Origin of the sequence: Flavobacterium magnesitis, assembly GCF_041729735.1 — a bacterium.
In the GTDB taxonomy this organism is placed as follows: domain Bacteria; phylum Bacteroidota; class Bacteroidia; order Flavobacteriales; family Flavobacteriaceae; genus Flavobacterium; species Flavobacterium magnesitis.
Map to the genome: position 1 here is coordinate 88,754 of NZ_JBCFQK010000012.1, position 18,802 is coordinate 107,555.

16 protein-coding genes are annotated in these 18,802 nt (G+C 31.5%); 2 read left to right on the forward strand and 14 right to left on the reverse strand.

All coding sequences use genetic code 11. From position 1 onward, the window contains the following. Positions 1 to 44: 44 nt before the first annotated feature. Positions 45 to 785 (forward strand): LPS export ABC transporter ATP-binding protein, encoded by a 741-nt coding sequence (lptB, locus tag AAGV33_RS09755; RefSeq protein ID WP_373391794.1) that lies wholly within the window; start codon positions 45 to 47, stop codon positions 783 to 785. Positions 786 to 928: 143 nt separating this feature from the next. Here the strand turns inward: lptB and AAGV33_RS09760 are convergent, their stop codons facing one another. Together AAGV33_RS09760 and AAGV33_RS09765 are read right to left on the reverse strand one after the other, a co-directional pair. Beyond that, positions 929 to 1,792 carry a glycoside hydrolase family 25 protein gene (locus tag AAGV33_RS09760; protein WP_373391795.1) on the reverse strand — a complete coding sequence of 288 codons (864 nt, stop codon included), beginning with the start codon at positions 1,790 to 1,792 and terminating at the stop codon, positions 929 to 931. Continuing rightward, a complete protein-coding gene (locus tag AAGV33_RS09765) occupies positions 1,776 to 2,498 on the reverse strand; it encodes a CDP-alcohol phosphatidyltransferase family protein (protein WP_373391797.1) in 723 nt (240 codons plus the stop codon). Before AAGV33_RS09765 ends, AAGV33_RS09760 begins: the two co-directional genes overlap by 17 nt. 184 nt (positions 2,499 to 2,682) lie before the next feature. Between AAGV33_RS09765 and AAGV33_RS09770 the strand changes: the two genes are divergently transcribed. Next, positions 2,683 to 3,825 (forward strand): lipoprotein N-acyltransferase Lnb domain-containing protein, encoded by a 1,143-nt coding sequence (locus tag AAGV33_RS09770; RefSeq protein ID WP_373391798.1) that lies wholly within the window; start codon positions 2,683 to 2,685, stop codon positions 3,823 to 3,825. 4 nt (positions 3,826 to 3,829) lie between these two features. Here the strand turns inward: AAGV33_RS09770 and AAGV33_RS09775 are convergent, their stop codons facing one another. From AAGV33_RS09775 to AAGV33_RS09830, 12 genes are all read right to left on the reverse strand, one after another. Next, positions 3,830 to 5,224 carry an exopolysaccharide biosynthesis polyprenyl glycosylphosphotransferase gene (locus tag AAGV33_RS09775; protein WP_373391799.1) on the reverse strand — a complete coding sequence of 465 codons (1,395 nt, stop codon included), beginning with the start codon at positions 5,222 to 5,224 and terminating at the stop codon, positions 3,830 to 3,832. A gap of 175 nt (positions 5,225 to 5,399) precedes the next feature. Continuing rightward, positions 5,400 to 6,740 carry an O-antigen ligase family protein gene (locus tag AAGV33_RS09780; protein ID WP_373391800.1) on the reverse strand — a complete coding sequence of 447 codons (1,341 nt, stop codon included), beginning with the start codon at positions 6,738 to 6,740 and terminating at the stop codon, positions 5,400 to 5,402. Beyond that, the gene (locus AAGV33_RS09785) at positions 6,733 to 7,815 is read right to left on the reverse strand and encodes a glycosyltransferase (protein ID WP_373391801.1); all 1,083 of its coding nucleotides are present in this window, start codon (positions 7,813 to 7,815) and stop codon (positions 6,733 to 6,735) included. The genes AAGV33_RS09780 and AAGV33_RS09785 overlap by 8 nt, the downstream gene beginning before the upstream one ends. Beyond that, positions 7,812 to 8,933 carry a glycosyltransferase gene (locus tag AAGV33_RS09790; protein ID WP_373391802.1) on the reverse strand — a complete coding sequence of 374 codons (1,122 nt, stop codon included), beginning with the start codon at positions 8,931 to 8,933 and terminating at the stop codon, positions 7,812 to 7,814. Before AAGV33_RS09790 ends, AAGV33_RS09785 begins: the two co-directional genes overlap by 4 nt. Before the next feature lie 171 nt (positions 8,934 to 9,104). Further along, positions 9,105 to 10,088: a glycosyltransferase gene (locus AAGV33_RS09795; protein WP_373391803.1), complete on the reverse strand. Its 984-nt coding sequence runs from the start codon at positions 10,086 to 10,088 to the stop codon at positions 9,105 to 9,107. Between the two features lie 4 nt (positions 10,089 to 10,092). Next, positions 10,093 to 11,085 (reverse strand): glycosyltransferase family 2 protein, encoded by a 993-nt coding sequence (locus tag AAGV33_RS09800; protein ID WP_373391804.1) that lies wholly within the window; start codon positions 11,083 to 11,085, stop codon positions 10,093 to 10,095. 7 nt (positions 11,086 to 11,092) lie between these two features. Further along, entirely contained in the window at positions 11,093 to 12,631 is a 1,539-nt protein-coding gene (locus AAGV33_RS09805) for a glycosyltransferase family 2 protein (protein WP_373391805.1), read from the reverse strand. Beyond that, complete coding sequence (locus tag AAGV33_RS09810) at positions 12,628 to 13,833, reverse strand: glycosyltransferase family 4 protein (protein WP_373391806.1); 1,206 nt, start codon at positions 13,831 to 13,833, stop codon at positions 12,628 to 12,630. The genes AAGV33_RS09805 and AAGV33_RS09810 overlap by 4 nt, the downstream gene beginning before the upstream one ends. A 194-nt stretch (positions 13,834 to 14,027) precedes the next feature. Beyond that, positions 14,028 to 14,903, reverse strand: coding sequence for a hypothetical protein (locus AAGV33_RS09815; protein ID WP_373391807.1), 876 nt, complete (start codon positions 14,901 to 14,903; stop codon positions 14,028 to 14,030). A gap of 410 nt (positions 14,904 to 15,313) precedes the next feature. Continuing rightward, the gene (locus AAGV33_RS09820) at positions 15,314 to 15,706 is read right to left on the reverse strand and encodes an endonuclease domain-containing protein (RefSeq protein WP_373391808.1); all 393 of its coding nucleotides are present in this window, start codon (positions 15,704 to 15,706) and stop codon (positions 15,314 to 15,316) included. A gap of 520 nt (positions 15,707 to 16,226) precedes the next feature. Further along, complete coding sequence (locus tag AAGV33_RS09825) at positions 16,227 to 17,660, reverse strand: MBOAT family O-acyltransferase (RefSeq protein ID WP_373391809.1); 1,434 nt, start codon at positions 17,658 to 17,660, stop codon at positions 16,227 to 16,229. Positions 17,661 to 17,727: 67 nt separating this feature from the next. Beyond that, on the reverse strand, positions 17,728 to 18,801 hold the full coding sequence (locus AAGV33_RS09830; RefSeq protein ID WP_373391810.1) for a glycosyltransferase family 4 protein: 1,074 nt from the start codon (positions 18,799 to 18,801) through the stop codon (positions 17,728 to 17,730). Position 18,802 lies beyond the last annotated feature (1 nt).

Below are 18,802 nucleotides of genomic sequence, written 5' to 3' on the forward strand. Positions count from 1 at the left end.
GTCGAACAATCTAATTAACAGGTATTCAAGCAAACTAACTGAAGATGATTTTAAGAGCTGATAATTTAGTAAAAACATACAAAGGGAGAAGTGTTGTAAAAGGCATTTCGGTGGAAGTAAATCAAGGAGAAATCGTTGGATTATTAGGCCCAAATGGGGCTGGAAAAACCACTTCTTTTTATATGATTGTTGGATTAGTGAAACCAAATGCTGGAAACATCTACCTTGACGATATTGATATTACTCATTTTCCAATGTACAAAAGAGCACAGCAAGGCATTGGTTATCTGGCTCAGGAAGCTTCTGTTTTTAGAAAATTAAGTATTGAGGATAATATTTTGAGTGTTTTGCAATTGACAACGCTTTCAAAAGAAGCTCAAGTTGCAAAAATGGAAAGCCTGATTGCCGAATTTAGCTTGGAACACATTCGAACCAACCGTGGCGATTTACTCTCTGGAGGAGAACGCCGTCGTACCGAAATTGCGCGTTGTTTGGCTACAGATCCAAAATTCATCCTTCTAGATGAACCTTTTGCCGGAGTAGATCCAGTAGCTGTTGAAGACATCCAAAGAATTGTAGCCCAATTAAAAAACAAAAACATCGGAATCTTAATTACCGATCACAACGTTCAGGAAACATTAGCCATTACTGACAAAACCTACCTGATGTTTGAAGGTGGAATTCTAAAAGCTGGAAAACCCGAAGAATTAGTAGAGGACGAAATGGTACGCAGAGTGTATTTGGGACAAAATTTCGAATTAAGAAAAAAGAAACTGGAGTTTTAGAGAATAAAAGAGGCAGAATTTAGAACACAGAAAACAGTCCATTACTGATTAGATAGATGTTTATCATTCTTAATCTGAAATCTGAAATCTGAAATCTGAAATCTGAAATCTGAAATCTGAAATCTGAAATCTGAAATCTGAAACTACTCCTTTGTAATAAATTGCAATTGCTGCAAATCACCATTAAAGATATTGACATCAACATTGCCTTTTATCCCTGAAACCGTTGCTTTTTCAGTAAATTGCCAGAAAAGCCAATCTTCATCCAGTTTTTCCCGATAAAAATTATAATTGGCAATCCAAAACAAATAATCAGAGAATTCTTCTTTCAAAAAATCATCATAATAACGTTCTCCTGTATAGATTATCGGTTTTACTTTATAATGTTCCTCTACTTTGGTTAACCAACGTCTGAGTCCAATTTTTAATCGTTCTACAGATTGATTTTCGGGCAATCTCTCAATATCAAGCACTGGTGGTAAATCACCTTGTTGCAAACGAACTGTTTTTATAAAAAGTTCGGCTTGCTCTATCGAATTTTCATTCGGACGATAATAATGATAGGCTCCTCGAATGATATTTTTTTCTTTGGCCTGGAGCCAATTTTCTTCAAATCGTTTGTCTAATCGATCGTTACCTACTGTAGCACGAATAAAAACAAACGATAAACTGTAGTCGTTATCCAAAGTTTCTACATCGTCCCAATCAATTTCTCCTTGATATTCAGAAACATCAATCCCGATGGCTTTGTCATCATTTTTTTCTAAAACCTGATAATTACGCACAACAGAAAGTCTTTTATCCCTGGCTTCTTTGTCTAAAACTTTATCGGTTTTAAAGCTAAAATAATAGGCTAAACCATCTCTGTAATGATAGACGATTCCTAGAAAAAGAAGTACAAAAAAGCTAATAACCACAGTTTTGATTGTCTTTTTCAGCACTGCCGAAGACTTCTTCTTTGATTTTCTGGACGTTGTAGTTCGGCGTCGGTTATTTTGCTTTGCCATCTAAAGAAAACCTATTATTCAAAACTGATAATAATACATAACCAATAATAACCATTGGAACTCCCGCATATTGAAAAAACACCAATAGCAAAACCGAAAGCGTTAAGAAAATAATTTGCAGCAAATTATCTTTTAAAGTGAATTTCTTGATTTTTAGCGAAAAAAGAGGGATTTCGGCATTTAAAATATAAGCACTAAAAGCTGTAATCAATAACAAAACCCACTGACTAGTCAATAATTCTAAAATAAATAAAGAATCAGAATAGCTTATTACCAATGGCAAACTCAATATAAACAAAGAATTTGCTGGTGTTGGCAAACCAATAAACGACTCGGTTTGGCGCGTATCAATATTAAAAAACGCCAAACGGTAGCAAGAGCCTAGCGTAATAATGAATCCTAAATAAGGAAAAAACGAATGATTAGAAATTTCGTGCTGACTATTTGACAACAAAAAATACATTACATAACCCGGAACTACGCCACTAGTAACCATATCGGCCAAGGAATCCAATTGCAAACCTAACTCGCCTGTAACTTTGAATAAACGAGCAAAAAAACCATCAAAAAAGTCAAAGAAAATCCCTAAAAAAACAAAGAAAAAAGCCATTTCAAAATCTTGATTGCTTACAAAAACCATGGCAATACAACCGCAAAAAAGATTGAGTAACGTAATGCTGTTTGGGATGTGTTTTTTAATATTCATTTTCAATTTGCTTTTAAGAATAGCTACAAATTTAATACAATCCCGTTTGTAATTTCAAATTAGTTCTTTTTTCTTCCACATCAATTTTCAACAGATTGTTTTATTGACTATTTATTTAAAACAAGAAAGAAATAAGCTCGCTAAAAAATGATACTTTTGAAAAAAATTAGCAAAGACACTTATTATGGCACCTATTTTCCTTTCTAAAAAAATGATATTTCTGTTATTCTTTTTTAGTGTTTTCAGTACTTTTTGGGCGCAGAACATTCAATTGTCAAAAGATGCCACAGTGAGTGTAATTACTTGTGGCGTTGGGAACGAATCCTATTCTCTTTTTGGACATACTGCTATTCGAATTAAAGACAGTGTTAATTTTGTAGATGCAGTTTACAATTATGGTGCTTTTGATTTTAATACGCCTAATTTTGTTCCAAAATTTGCAAAAGGAGATTTAGAATATTTTGCTGTAGTGCATCCTTATACTGATTTTATCAATCAATATGCTTATGAAAATCGTTCTGTTGATGAGCAAGAATTAAACATTCCAATTGAATTAAAGCAACAACTTTTCGAAAATCTAAATACTTCATTAGCTTCAGGAGACAGTCATTATACCTATAAATTTATTGATAAAAACTGTACTTCTATGGTAGTAGATATTATCAACAAAACATTAGGAACTGAGGTAATTACAAAAAAAACCGATACTGGACTGACTTACAGAAGTATTTTATTTCCTTATTTTGATAATCATTTCTACGAAAAATTAGGTACTAGTATTATTTTTGGAACTAAAGTAGATACTAAAGGAACAAAGTTATTTTTACCCGTAGAATTACAAAAAAGTTTAACAGTAACCCAATATAAAAATCAAGCTTTAGCTCCAGAAAACGTAAACTTGCTTCATTATAAGCCATCATACAGCAGCTCATGGTGGAACAATATTTATTCTTATTTGATTTTTCTAGCTTTACTGGCAATTTGGAATAAAAAAGAAATCCATTATTTTTATTTTTCTTTAATGGGAATCCTTGGAATTTTCTTTCTCTTTATGGGATTTTACTCCAATCATTTGGAATTAACCAATAATTACAATGTGCTTTTATTCAATCCTACCTTGTTAATACTTTGCTTCTTTTATGGGATAAAAAACAAGTCTTGGATTTATAAATTATCTGTATTTAATCTTTTTACTCTTTTAATTTATCTGGTGGTATTAATCAATAAAGCACACTTATTTATTGTATTGCCTTTAGTATTAACATCAGCCTATTTTTTGATACAATTAGTACTAAAAAACAGAAAAGCGATTCCAATAATTATTTAGAACTTTATTGTCCTCTGTAAAACAAGATGGTTGTTATGGTTTTTAAGGTAATGCTAAAATCAAGGTAAAAACTTCTGTGTTTGATATAATATAAGTCGTATTGTAGTTTTATTAAACTCTCTTCGATAGATTCTCCGTAACTGTAATTTACTTGTGCCCAACCTGTAAGTCCTGGTTTTATAACATGTCTCGTTTCGTAAAAAGGCATTCTTTCGGCAATTTCTTTTACAAAAAAGGGTCTTTCGGGACGAGGTCCAATTACTGCCATTTCGCCTTTCAAAATATTTACAAATTGAGGAAATTCATCTATTCTGGTTTTTCTCATGAATTTTCCAAAAGCGGTAATTCTGCGATCTTGAGCCTTAGCAAACACAGCATTTTCCAGTTCGGCATTTTCGATCATAGTTCTAAATTTTAGAATTTTAAATACCACACCGTCTTTACCCACACGTTCCTGAGTGTAAAATAAACTTCCCTTATTAGCAATTTTATTTCCTAGAAAAATAATTGGAATTAATACCAGCGTAATCAACAAGCCAATAATAGAAAGAAAAACTTCTAAGATCCTTACAATTAACAAATACAAACGATTTTGATTGCTTCGACTAAAGGGAAAAAAGCGATAAAAATCACGTTCTACATATTGTACTGGAATACGCTGTGTTTTAGCTTCATATACCTGCGAATATTCTCTAATTACCTTTCCTGATTCTAGTAATTTCAATAATTGTTGGTACAATTCGGAAGTAATACTATTTGTTTTTTGAGAAGCTACAACAATTTCTGTAATGTGTTTTTCCTTAACATAATTCACTAAATCTACAGAAGATACACGCTCTATGTTAGAATAAAATAGATTCTGAACCTTTTCTTGTTTAAAATCATTCACATAAGCTATAATTTTATAATGAGGATCTATATTGGCTAAGCCTGAAATCAGTTCGCCTAATTGTTCTTCTTCACAAACTAATAAAGCATTTTGATGAAAACGGTTGGATGCCAGAAAACGCACATAAAAAACCCTCCACAAAACCAGTGAAAAGAAAACTACAAATAAAAAGGTTAAAATCTGGAGCCGATTTGAAGGGAGTTGCGGCGCATAAATGGGCGTTAGAAAATAAGCTAAAACCGTTGTTGCTACAGTAAGAATACAACTTCTTGTAACCAAAAATTCATTACTCGAAATTTGGAGATTGTAAAGTTCAAAAATAGTTCCAATCACTTTTAGATAAAATAACAGCACTATTAAATAAGTAAAATTAGATACTGCTGATTTCAAATATTCCAAATCGAAAAAAGCTCCTACAGTATATAAAGACGTAACAACACAAAAAACATCTACAAGATGCAAAATCATTTTCCTTTCGGAAATCTCAAAATGAATTTTGTTTTTTGGCATTCCATTTTTTGTTAGCAAGATACCTTTTATCTATAAAAAAGTCAACTAAAAAAAGCTTTAAAAGATATTTTTGTACAAGTTTACAAACTATTTATAAATACTAAAAACATATTCTTACAAGAACTGAAAATCCAGTTTAAATGGCATTTTAAGCATAAAAAATAAGATTTTTAAACTATTTATTTGCTCTTTGAATGGGTTTGATAGTTACGTTTAATAAGGTCAAAGCATATACAAAAGCAGGAGCTGCAATTCGCATTGCGGCATGGTTGATGGTCAATAGCCAAAAGGCGTAAAAAGAGAAAAAATAAATATTTTGATAATTATTCAAAAAGACAATAACAGGTGTAAGAAATAAGATAATTAGAATAAATATTCCAAACATACCGTGTTCCGCTAACAATCTCGTTATTTCATTATGCGAAGCCACTTCCTGTCCTATTTCCTGTTCCCGAAAGACTTTTCCTAAACCTATCCCCACGCCCATAATAGGATTTTCTTTAAAAAGGGTCAATTCAGTTCCCATTATTAATTCACGTCCGCCCAAACGGTCTTCTTTCACTCGCCCTCTTGCATCTTGATTGGCATATCTTTTTGTAATTAACCCACTGGTTTGTATCACGCTGTAACTCCAAATACTTAGTGCTAAAATACCGCTAAGAACAATTATCCATCTTAACTTCCTTTTCCCGGAAGGATTACTAAATAAATAAGTCGCTATTAACACAAAAATAACCATTGCAAAGCCGGTAATCACTCCTCCTCTTGAAAAGGTGACAATGGCTCGGTAACTTACTACTATTAAAAGAAAACCGTTTAATACCATCATCATTTTTGATTTTGACAAAAAAACCAATTGACAAAAAAACACAAACATTCCTAATCCTAAAATAGTAGCTACCTGATTAGGCCCAAAACCTCCAGAGGTCGCAAAATTAGATTGTGTCCCAGTTACTACGTCTTTAACACTGGGATTGTATAAAATCAAATAGACCATAGTAGCAATAATAGGCAAGCCAAAAAAGACCAGAATGTTTTGTAACTGACTCAAAGTAACTTGTCTTTTATAACAGTACAAGGCACACAAACCCAAACATATTGGTCCGGAAATATTAAAAACAATGGCTTTCTTGATTTCTAAATTAACATCCTGATTACTCATTGTAACTAAAAATGCTGGCAGCAACAATAAAAAATATAACCAATATACTATACTACTTTTCGAAAAGCTACTTAAAACAAAACCCAATAACATCAGCAGCGAAATCACTAACTTGACGTATTCGTTATTAAAATTCCCTCCTGTCATTCTTAAAAAAACCTCAGCACCAACTAAATAAGCTGAAACATACAAGACTTCGTTATTCCTATTTCCCTTATTAACAATATAAAAAACACCAAAAACTGCAATTACTAATGCATAGATTTTGGATAAAAAGGGAATATAAAAAAGAACAAGCGCTAAAGCGACATGAAGTAACGCTAGCTTAATGTAATTGATTTCGGATTTATTCATTAATAATATAATTATACTTTATAATGAGTTCTTTCATAATTTCACAAGAAGAGTACTGTTTTAATACCTCCGTTTTTAAATTTGTACCTAAGTCTTTTTGCAAATCTTCATCGAAAGCTAATTTTAAAAAATGTTCTTTTAATGCTTCTGAATCTTCAGGATTGAATAATAATCCATTATATCCATCTTTAATAAGTGAAGTACAAAATCCAACATTTGTACTGATTACAGCTAAACCCGCATGTCCATATTCTAATAAGGAAACAGGAAAACCTTCATATCGAGAAGCCAAAACACTAATATTTGCCTGAGATAATGCAAACGAAACATCCTGTATTGAATCATAAAAAAAAATACTCTCTTTCAAATTATTTTCATCTATAAAATATTTTAATTGGTAAAAATAATCATCATGATATATTTTACCTACTAAATGTAAAGACCAGGAAAAATGATTTAGTTTAGTATTATTAAAGGCTTTAAGTATTGTAATATGATTTTTAGGCTTCTTTAAATTGGCTAGACAAATAATTCTTTTATTTGTCTCACCATTTAGGTATGTTTTATTGCTAACACTACTGTCGCCTAATGTAAAATTAGGTATAAAAAACACCTTTGTTATTCTTAATTTTTTTAAAATCCATTTTTCTAATTCTGGATTTACAGCAAAACAAGCTGAAAAACAGAAAGAACATAAAAACAATATGTAATGTTTTTTTCTACTTTCATTAATTCTATTCCCGTAATGATCGTGCCAAATTATTTTAACTTTTGGCAAAGTTAATTTGACTAAAACCGCTAAAAAGAAAGACGAACTGTGTGCCTGAATAATTTGTACCTGATTGTTATTAATGTATTTTCGGAGTTTTAAAACGGCTTTAATGTCTAACCTAGTCTTCTTATCTAAAAATAAATAGCTAACTTTCTTGTCTATTTGTTTTTTTAATTCTCCTTCTTTACGAGTAGCGACTAAACCTGAAAAAGCAATTGATTCCGAAAGCGCATTAGCATAATTGACCGCCATACGTTCCGCTCCACCTGCTTCTAAGGAATCTATGAGTTGTACAATTCTCATGCTTGCAATAGTTTTTGAATTTCAGTTTCAAAACGTTCCATAGTGTATGCTCTGGACCAATTTAATGTTGCTTTGCTTTTCCTTTCAAAATCTGTTGGGCTATTTATTAACTTATTAATTGTAGCTGCATCTTTTTCTAAATCCATTTGTAACAGAATCCCTCGATTGTCCTGATCTAACATATTAGGAACACAGGAAACCGCAGTGGCTAAAGGAACACAGCCCCAAAACATACCCTCGGCAATGGCTTTTGGCCAGCCTTCGCTTTTAGAGGGCAAAACTACAAAATGACTTTCCTGATAGGCTTTTTTTACTACTTCCTGATTTTGATTCCCGTGTAAAACTACAAATTCTTTCAAATTATTGGCTTCAATATACTTTTCCAAAAATGTTCTCAATATTCCCTCTCCATAGATATCCAAAACAATATTTTCGTTTTTTAGTTGTAATTTTTCCAATAGTTGAATAGCATACATTGGATTTTTTCCCTCAACTAAACTCCCTACAAAAAGGAATTTTATTGCTGTATTGGGATTTATTGTTTTTTGGATGACATTTTTTTCTATTTCCGAGTAACTGGCTGTAAAAAATGATTTTATATTTTTGGATTGGTTTTTCCAATTGCCATAGACTAAAACCTGCATATTCCGGGTCAAAAAAGTATTACTCAAAATCCATTTTTGTAAACGATAGGTCCAGGGTTGTTTTGCTTTTGGATCCCAATTTCCTGCGTATTTAGCTGTTTTGGATTTTGAAGGGAAGAATATTTGTGCAACACAAGCCAGTAATCCCATATTTCCAGGACAGCGCAAATGAATGTTATCGGCTTGTTGCATGGCTACAGCTATTTGCAAAAGAATTTTAGGTAATTTAAAAATGGAAGCAATTGTATTACTGAAATTGGTTAGACTAAAATGAGAAACGCTTCTAAAATCAATACTTTTATGTTCATAAAAAGTATCGATTGCTGTCGGTTTCTTGTTTTCTAATGGAGCAATTAGAATTAACTCATCGACCTGTTTTATCCAAATGTTCATTTCACGAACATAGGGGGCATAGCCATAGTATTGCTTTTGTTCTACAGCGTGAGGCACATGTGTAACAATTAAAAATTTCATCCACTTAATTTATTTACTAGTCTTTTTCTAGCTTAGCAAATATAGTTATAAAATGGTTATGAGTTTTGGGTTGTGAGTGATGAGGCATATTTTCAAAGCCATTCTAAGATTCGCTAAGTTTTTCTTATAACAGCCCACGGATTGTACTGATTTAACGGATTAAAACTGATTTTAGTTTTTATCTTCAATTAATTTTTGAATAACAACTTTTGGAGCTAAATATTTCTCAAAATATTTTCTACTATTAAACTCTAATTTAGATTTTAGATTTCTATCCGAAATTAATTCTTCAATAGCTAATTGAATCTCCTCTCTATTATTAGCGTAAATAACATGTTCGTAATTCAATAAATTTTTCGGTAATTCATTACTATGAGAAGTTGTAATTATTGCTTTTCCTAAAGCTAAGAATTCTGCTAACTTCCAACCGTGACAAGAAAGAACTGCTGGTGTATTAAAAGCAATTGCGGATTTTTTCATTTTTTCTATATAAACATTCAAGGGAATTTTTTTCGAAAAAACTAAATCATCATACCCTAAATTATGTCCATTGACTCTAGCTGCAAAACCTCCTTCAAAACTAATATTCAAACTACTTTTACAGCTTTCAATAAATAAAGCTCGATTTTTATTTGTTCTAACTTCTTTTTTCCAAATACTACTTATAAAAAAAACTCCATTTTTAGAAGAAATGGACGGAGTATAAACATCTATTCTAAATCTTTTATATTGTCGCCAATAATTTGCAATAAATTCTCTTTTATTTAAGATTGTATTTTTAAATCTAAAAAAATTTAAAAATAAATAAAATAAAGTATTAAAGAAATTCCAAATTTTTATTCCAAAACTTGGTCCAATAGCGATAATTTTATCTTTATCATTTTCACATATTTTCTCTATACCGTAATTTATTTTTCCATAAATATCACACCATTCTAGCCAATTAGTATCTATTTCATTTGAATCTCTAGAATCTATAATTATGTTTTTTACTTTATTATTATCTTCAATAATAACTGCAAAAGTACCTTGATTAAAACTAGGAAATTTAGAAATATTAAATTCAAAATTATCATAAACTTCTTTTAATCCTAAAATATAATATCCATCATAAAAAACATTACAAAGTCCATAGATATACACTTTTGATTTCATTGTATTATTTTGGTTTATTAAAAATTAAACTCCACCACCCTACCAAACGACCTATGGATTCAGTGAAAGCTGCTTTTTTATTTGTAGTTGTAAAGGTATTTGAAAACCGGATAACTGTTAGCAATATCGTTATCCCATGCCATTTTAACTTATCTTTAAACGCTGGTTTGGGATTTTTAACCCTCCACACATACCAACCATTGCGTACTACCATTTTTCCATATTGGTACTGATTGGGTCTTCCCGATTCGGCATGATAATGTTCTAATCTTGCTTTTGTATTTATAAAAAGCTTTCCAGTTTTGGCTACACGTAAACAAAAATCAGCATCTTCATACAAACCATAGCCTTCAAAATAGGTTGAAAAAGAAAGATTATCAAAAATATTTTTTCTAAAAGAAGAAACGCCACCCATAATCATTTCAACTTCATATACTTTCTCACTAGGTGGCAAAAAACCAACACCTCGTCCATGAGAAAAAAGGGAAGAATACCCTGGCGGACAATCACTGTCTAAGCCTAATCTTTTACGCAATATAAAACGACTTCCGTCTTTACGTTTCCAGCCATCAAAATAGAATTCATTTATGTTTGGAATGTAAGTACTTGTGACTTGTTCCCATTTGATTTCATTTACAATATAGCCTCCTACTCCTAAGGCTTCTGGATAAACGCTATAGGTTTTAAGTAATTCTTCAAAATAATCGGGATCTAAAACGGTATCATCATCTAAAAAACAAACTATTTCAGACGATTCGGCAACTTTTGTTATTCCAAAATTTCGTTGTTTAGTCAACCCCCTATTGCTATCTGAAACTAAAAAATAAATTAAATTATCAAATTGATTTTCTTGTAAAATCAATTCTGTTTCTTTATTTGTCGAGCCATCGATTACCAAAATCTCATCGGGATAGATGGATTGCTTTTGAACCGAATGCAATAATTTAAGCAATGGTTCTGGACGCATATAGGTACAGATGATTAAGGAAAATTTCATATGAATCTTATTTATGTCTAACTCCTAAACTCTTTAATTTTTTAGCATAAAAAAGAGATTTTTTAAATTGTAAATTTTTATATGGAATTCTTAAACAACGATATAAAAACCCTTTTTTTGAACCTTTAAATAGATAAAGAAAGAAATGCTTGTATTTATATTCTATTAACTGCTGATTTGTAAAATGTTTTACAATTCCATACATTATAGTTGGACTTGGAACTGGACGCAAAAACTTCACAGGAACGTCTAATTCCCATGGCTGTTTTTTTCTTTTTTTTCCAATAATTTGTGCTTCGTTTCCCCAAAATCGATATCCTCCAATAGGAGGTTTTAAATGTAAATTTGGAGAAAAAGGATTATGAATTACAACTTGGCCTAATTTAATTAATGAAAAACCGAAATCACTATCTTCACCATAGCCCCCATCAAAATTAATATCATTACCAACTAATGTTCTAACGTATTCTGTTTTCACACAAGAATTTGCATTACTAAAACCAGCATTTGCACCAACTTTCCATCTTGAATCTCCTATTTTTTTAAGTTTTTCATCTAATTCTGTTAATCCTTGCTGCATATTATCAGCCCTAATATCTAATCCATTAGATGCATTTACACTATAAGTTTGTAATAATCTTATATGATTTTTTATAAAATCGGGCTGTACACGAATATCATCATCACCAAAGACGATATAATCACCAATACATAATTCTATAGCTTTATTTCTAGCCCTACAGCTTCCTTTTGTTTCTTGCCATTTTATTGTTAATTCAAAGGAATAATCTCTTTGTTTATATACTATTTCATTTCTTAAATTTTGAGGAGTGGCATCAACAATTACAACCTGGGAAACCGGATAAGTCTGAGCAGCTAAATCTTCTAACAATTGCAAAGTAAATTCCTGACGCATCATTGTTGGAATTATATAACTAACCGTTGGATTCCCTTCTATTTCTAATAATTTACGGGGTTTTACAACAGGTCTAGTTTTTGTTTGGTTAAAATTTTTCTTAGCCCAAAAAAAAGCATTCCATTCTTTCCATTTCCAGAATCCTTTTCTATATAACATAAAGACGGAATGATCAATTTTAAAATTCTTTCTAAAAAAAACATACCTATCTTTTACTGTAATATTTATTTCTTCTTTAGTATTTTCGTTAAAGAGTCCTTTTACATATAGAGGAATTACCGCAGAATTTCTCACAGCATTATAGCCAAAATCTAATGCCTGAAGCTGTAAATTTTTATATTCTTGATCAAACCCCTTCAACGTAATCCAAACCGACTGACGAACTGCAAACTGATTCGGATTGATTCTCCAACTTATACATTCATCCAAGTTATCAAAATCATTCAAATACCAAAAAAAAGTAGCTGTTTGATAGACTAACTCTTGAAAAGCATTCTTATAGCCTTGTTCAAATGAACTATGCCAAATATCACCTACACCCAGAGCAAGTGATTCCAATTTCTTAAAATCAGGTTGCCCCCTGTAAAAAATGATTTCCCCAAGACTCGTTTTATATTCTTCTAATTTCATTTGTGTGTTTTTAAATTGAGAACCTTTTGATAAAAATCCAAACTCTGTTTTGCTACCGTGGCTATAGAAAATTTGTTTATCACTTTTTGTCGGGCTGCTTTTCCCATTTCCTGCCTTAAATTTTCATCAGCAAGCAACTTCAAAATAGCATCGGCATATTCTTTATGCTTTTCGGGATGTACTAGAAAACCATTGATCCCATTATCAATCACATCTGAAGCCCAACCAATATTTGAAGCCACAACAGCTTTTTGCATTGCCATAGCTTCAATCCATGAAACAGGTAAGGCTTCTGCAAAAGAAGGAAACACACAAACTGTTGCTTCTTTTATATAATTTTGAATCTCAGTGTAGGGCACACTGCCTAAATATTTCACATTCGACAATACCTGCTCAGAAAACAAAGGTTTCATCATTTCCCAAGTTGAACTTGAACCCGAGACAATATCAGCTACATCCTTACCTACTAGTATTAGTTGTGCTAATGGATTTTCTTTTACAACTTCATTAAAAATATAAGGCAACTCCAGTAGTCCTTTTTTTCGAATTAAACTTCCAAAGTATAGTATCGTATTTGATCTAGAAATTGTACTGTTACCTTCAAAATCATTAGTATCAATACAATTGGGAATGATGGTGAAATTTTTATTTAATCCAAAAACTTCGTTGGTTTTATCAGCTGTAAATTGACTTACTGCCAATAATCCGTCTGCTTTTTCTAACGCTCGTCTTTCATGAAATTTATTTTTCCATTTCACAGGACGTTGATCTAAATGACAAAAATAGGCATCTGAACCATTGAGTCGAATTACTATTGGGCATTTTTCAGGTTGTATAAAAGATGTAATACCAGTCCAATCCGGAGCTTCAACCAAATCTATTTTCTTTTCATTATACAGCTGGTTAATCAGTCTTTCTATTTTTTTTCGTGTAAAAAACCAGGATAACCCTTTTATTTTTACATTCTTAATTTGATGAACAGTAATCCCTTCATCGTCAAAAAGACCATCTTCTTTTTGACCATAAACCAAAACACAAACAGAACATTCTGTTACCAAAAGTCCTTTAGCCAGGTTTTTTATACTTGTCCCAATTCCACCTGAATTTCCTGTTTTAGCATGGGGATATTCGGGAGTAAGAAAAGCTATTTTCCTCGCTCCAAATTGATCTGAAGGAGTTGGAACTGAATATTTTTTTTCCATTTTTTTTTTACTACTATTTGCGTTTTTAACTAATGATAAATAGTTCAATTTCTTTTATCTAAAGTTTTTTTCTTTCCCCGCCCTAAAGGAAGGAAAAATATATTTCTTTTTCTTTACCCCAGCCCTAAAGGGAGGAAAAAGAAATAGGACGTTATTATATATAACACGTTTTATTTTATTGCAGCAACTTACTTTTATTTATTGAAAAAATCTTTAAGAATTCTGGCTGTAAAAATTCTGGCTCCTGTATCATTCATGTGACCGCAAGAGGAAAAGTATTTATCCTCCAATACTACGTTTTCATAATTGTGAATTTCAGGATAGACTTTTTTTACTTTATCAAAGTACTCAATTCCTTTTGTGTTTTCACACATGGGAGTCATTATTGAAATCATATTGATATTATTAGCTTTACACAATTGTTTGATTTCCTCGTAATATTTATTCTTTAAGGGTTTCAATGCGCTAATGTCATTTTTCATTTTCCCTTTCTTGTTCTTTAAGGCATGAAAGCCTCCTTCATCTAAAACATTTGTGGTTTGTCGGCTCCCTGTTTTATACATCTCTCTAAAACCTATTAAGCCATCAAAATCAATGTAACGGTAAAATGGAAGATAATACATGTATTTAAAATCGGTTTCATTCGAAAAATGATTTTTAATGATTTCAGAATCGTGAATGTAAGGCAAAAATTTAGCTGCCACAGTTTCAGAGCGTTTTTCGTTAGACAGGTTTAAATCGGTTTCTAAAATCAATGTTTTAATTTTATAATTTCGTTCTAACATTAACTTCAGCAATAACGAAGATTCAAATAAATGTCCTCCACTGATTCCGTAATTGTAGGTTTTCAATTCTTTTTGTTCAAACATTTCAGTAACAAAATGATTGTTTGCTCGGGAAGAACCTAAAATCACTACATCATAATTCCTAGCTTCAGAATTATAAACGTATTCTATTTTGTTCCGATTACTGTTTTTTAGGTAAATGGAGGTATAGCCGTAATCTAATAGTACGGCTAGTACTACTATTATAATTATTGTTTTTATTGTGAAAAGTAAAAATTGTTTCATTGTCTTTTTATTACTACAAACTTAAAATTTATATTTTCTTGTCCTGTTTCTAGAAAAAGAAATGGTGTATTTTTTTATTTCTTTTTCTTACCCCTGCCCCTAAAGGTAACTTATATTTATATTTCTTTTTCCTTTCCCCAACCCTAAAGGGTCGAAAAAAGAAATATTAGGACGTTGTTGTTAATCCTGAACATTGTGAATTTTCGGCTCCCTTTAGGGTTGGGGTAAACGAAAATTTATATTCTGTTTCTTTCTCGCCCTAAAGGGTAAAAAAAACTATGTCGATATTACTATTTCTTTTTCCTTTCCCCAACCCTAAAGGGTGGGAAAAAGAAATATTAGGACGTTGTTGTTAATCCTGAACTTTTTACTTTTTGGCTTCAGCTCCAGCAGATTGGGTAAACGAAAATTCAGGGTTTCGTATTAATAAAGGATTTAATTTTATCTATAACTTCTTGTAATTTCAATAGTATTTCTTCATTTGTGAATCGGATTACTTTTAACCCTTGAAATTCAAGATCAGCAGTTCTTTTTTTATCTAAAAGTTGTTGCTCTTCGTCTAAATGATATCCGCCATCTATTTCGATTACTAATTTTAGGGCATGACAATAAAAATCAGCGACATAAATACTAAGTGGGTGTTGTCTTCTAAATTTATATCCATCTATTTTATTATCTTTTACAGCTAACCAAAATTTTTCTTCTGCTTCTGTTTGAGTTTCTCTTAATTTTTTAGCATTAGAAAAAATCTGTGGAGATGCTCCTTTCCACATATTCTCAGAATGATTTTTGCTTTTGTCCATAATACTAAAAGTTTTGATTGGATAAAAAATGAACTACTGGTTTTCTTTTTTACTTTTTAATCCTAAAATTTATTTTTCTTGCTCCTGTCACTAAAATTAGAACTTGTATTTCTTTTTCCTTTCCCCGCCCTAAAGGGTGGGAAAAAGAAAGTAGGACGTTGTTGTTAATCCTAAACATTGTGAATTTTCGGCTCCCTTTAGGGCTGGGGAAAACGAAAATTACTATTTCTTTTTATACCCCTGCCCCTAAAGGGAAAAAAGAAATTTAGGCGTTATTATTAATCCTAAACATTGTGAATTTTCGACTCCCTTTAGGGCTGGGGAAAACGAAAATTCATGCTCCTTAGTCTATTTTTTTCTTGCCCCGCACTAAAGGGAAAAAGAAATAAGGCATTTTTTATTTCTTTTTTTTACCCCTACCCCTAAAGGGGAAAAAGAAAGAACGCATTATGGTTTAGTATAAACACTTTCAATTTTCGGCATCCACCATGGCGGATTGGAGAAAAATGAAAATTGAGTACTAAAACTGAAAATAAATAAACTCCTTATAATCGGAATAAGTGCCTAGTGCTAATATTGCGGCTAAACACAAAGCTAATTTTATGCTTTGGTATTTGCCTGAAATGGGTTCGACTTTGGTGCGGTTGTTCCATTCGACAAAAACGAATAAAAATATCAGTATGACCAACTCATAGTTATACCTTTCATTGCTTAAATATTGTGATGTAAGATGTCCGTTTGTAAACATATTTTTGATGTATAAAACCGCATCTGTGATGGTTTTTGCTCTAAAAAACACCCAGGCTAAACAAGTTAATACAAACGTAAGCAGAATATTTGCTAATATTTTTAGCGAATCCCAACTCTTATCCAATACAATATCATCTAAATTGTTTCTGTTTGATTTCCTTAAAAGTAATGGTAAAAAGTACAAGGCATTTATGAATCCCCAAGCGACATAGGTCCAATTGGCTCCATGCCAAAAGCCACTGACTAAAAAGATAATAAAGGTGTTTCTTATTTTCATCCAAAGTCCGCCTTTGCTTCCACCTAATGGAATGTACAAATAATCCCGAAACCAGGAAGATAAAGAAATGTGCCAGCGGCGCCAGAATTCGGCGATGTCTCTGGAGAAATAAGGATAGTTGAAGTTCTTGAGTAAATCGATTCCAAAGAGTTTTGATATTCCCAATGCCATATCTGAATAGCCTGAAAAATCACCATAGATTTGGAATGCAAAATAAACAGCTCCTAAAATCAATGACAACGAATTCATCGTTGAGTAATTATCAAAAATAGCATTGGCATAAGTGGCGCAAGTATCAGCGATGACTACTTTTTTGAATAATCCCCAAAGCATTTGATGGATTCCTTCTTTGGCTCTTTGAAAATCAAACTCTCGTTTTACTTTTACTTGTGGCAATAAATGTGTGGCTCTCTCAATTGGTCCTGCTACCAAAAGCGGAAAATAACTCACAAATAAGGAATAATCGACAAAATTGTATTCGGCTTTGATTCGTTTGTAATAAATATCAATGACATAGGATAAACCATGAAATGTATAAAACGAAATTCCCACAGGTAAAACCACATCCAACAGAAACGGAGAGGTCTTTAAACCAAAACCTTGCATCAATTCGGCAAAAGAATTGGCAAAAAAGTTATAGTATTTAAACATTCCCAGTAAACCTAAATTGATTCCGATACTCAACCAAAACCAAAATTTACGGCTGCTTTCTTTCTTACTTTTTTCAATTCGGATCCCTGTATAATAATCCAGAAAAGTGGAAAAAACTAATAAGAATAAAAACCTCCAATCCCAACAGGAATAGAAATAATAACTGGCAATTATTAATAGGGTATTTTGTGTGGTTTTGTTTTTATTAAACACAAACCAATACAGTACAAATACTATGGGTAAAAAAATCGCAAAAGCGAAGGAGTTGAAGAACATTTTTCAGTTGTGAGTTGTGAGTTGTGAGTTGTGAGTTGTGAGTTGTGAGTGCAAAATTAAAAATTATTTATTCCCTAATTAACTCCCAATGATTTTCTACCATTTTTTTTAATGAAAAAGAGTTTTCAATTAATGATCTTGTATTTATTTGTATTTTTTTTTCTCCTAAATAAATACTTTGAATCATGTTTTTGAGTGTTTCTATATTTTTAGGTTGAAGAATATAACCGTTCACTCCATCAGTAATCACTTCGGTATTTCCTCCTACAGCTGTTGTGATCACTGGAACATTCGCTGCTAAACTTTCTAATATAGACAAACTAAAACACTCCATATGGCTCGGCTGTAACATGTAGTCGTAGTTATGAAAAACAGCTTTCAGATTAGATATGCTGCCTTTCAAATTAAAATTAGTAACGACATTTTTACTTCTTATTCTTTCTATAAGTGTTGCCTTATATGGTCCGTCACCATATATATCTATGCTAATTTTAGCTTTTATAGTCGCTGACATTAATGCAACAGCATCTATTAAGTCTTGAATTCCTTTAGATTCTCTTAAATGGGAAACTACTAAAAAAGTAGGATTACTACAACTTCTGTGTTCCCTCATTACAATATCATCGATAACGACACCGTTATAAATAGTCTGTGCTTTAGATTTTAAATGCTTTCCAAAATCTTTCAAAATTTCATTTGTAGTATATTCTGAAACACCTACAAATAAATTTATATATTTGGAATATAACAATCCTTTTATTTTTTTTAAGATTTTTTTCTTTAACGGATATCCCCCTAAAGGTCTTGGATTATGATCTACAGCAATAATTTTTGCCTCAGATAGTTTACTTATTCTTTTAAAAACTGGAGTACACAATTCTACAAAGTGCGTGATAATAAAGCTGTAATTTTCATCATTCCTTTCACAATATTTGACAAAAAAAATTTCTGTATTTTGACACTCCGTATTAATAATATTTAGATTCGAATATTCTCCATGAGCTGAATAATTAGGAAAAAACCAGTCAATTGCAATGCCATTTTCTTTGCATTTCACATCAAATGCCCAGAAAAAGTAATCCATTCCGCCTACTCTTTCAGGAAGTAATTCATAATTACAAAGAATAGCAATTTTCTTCATC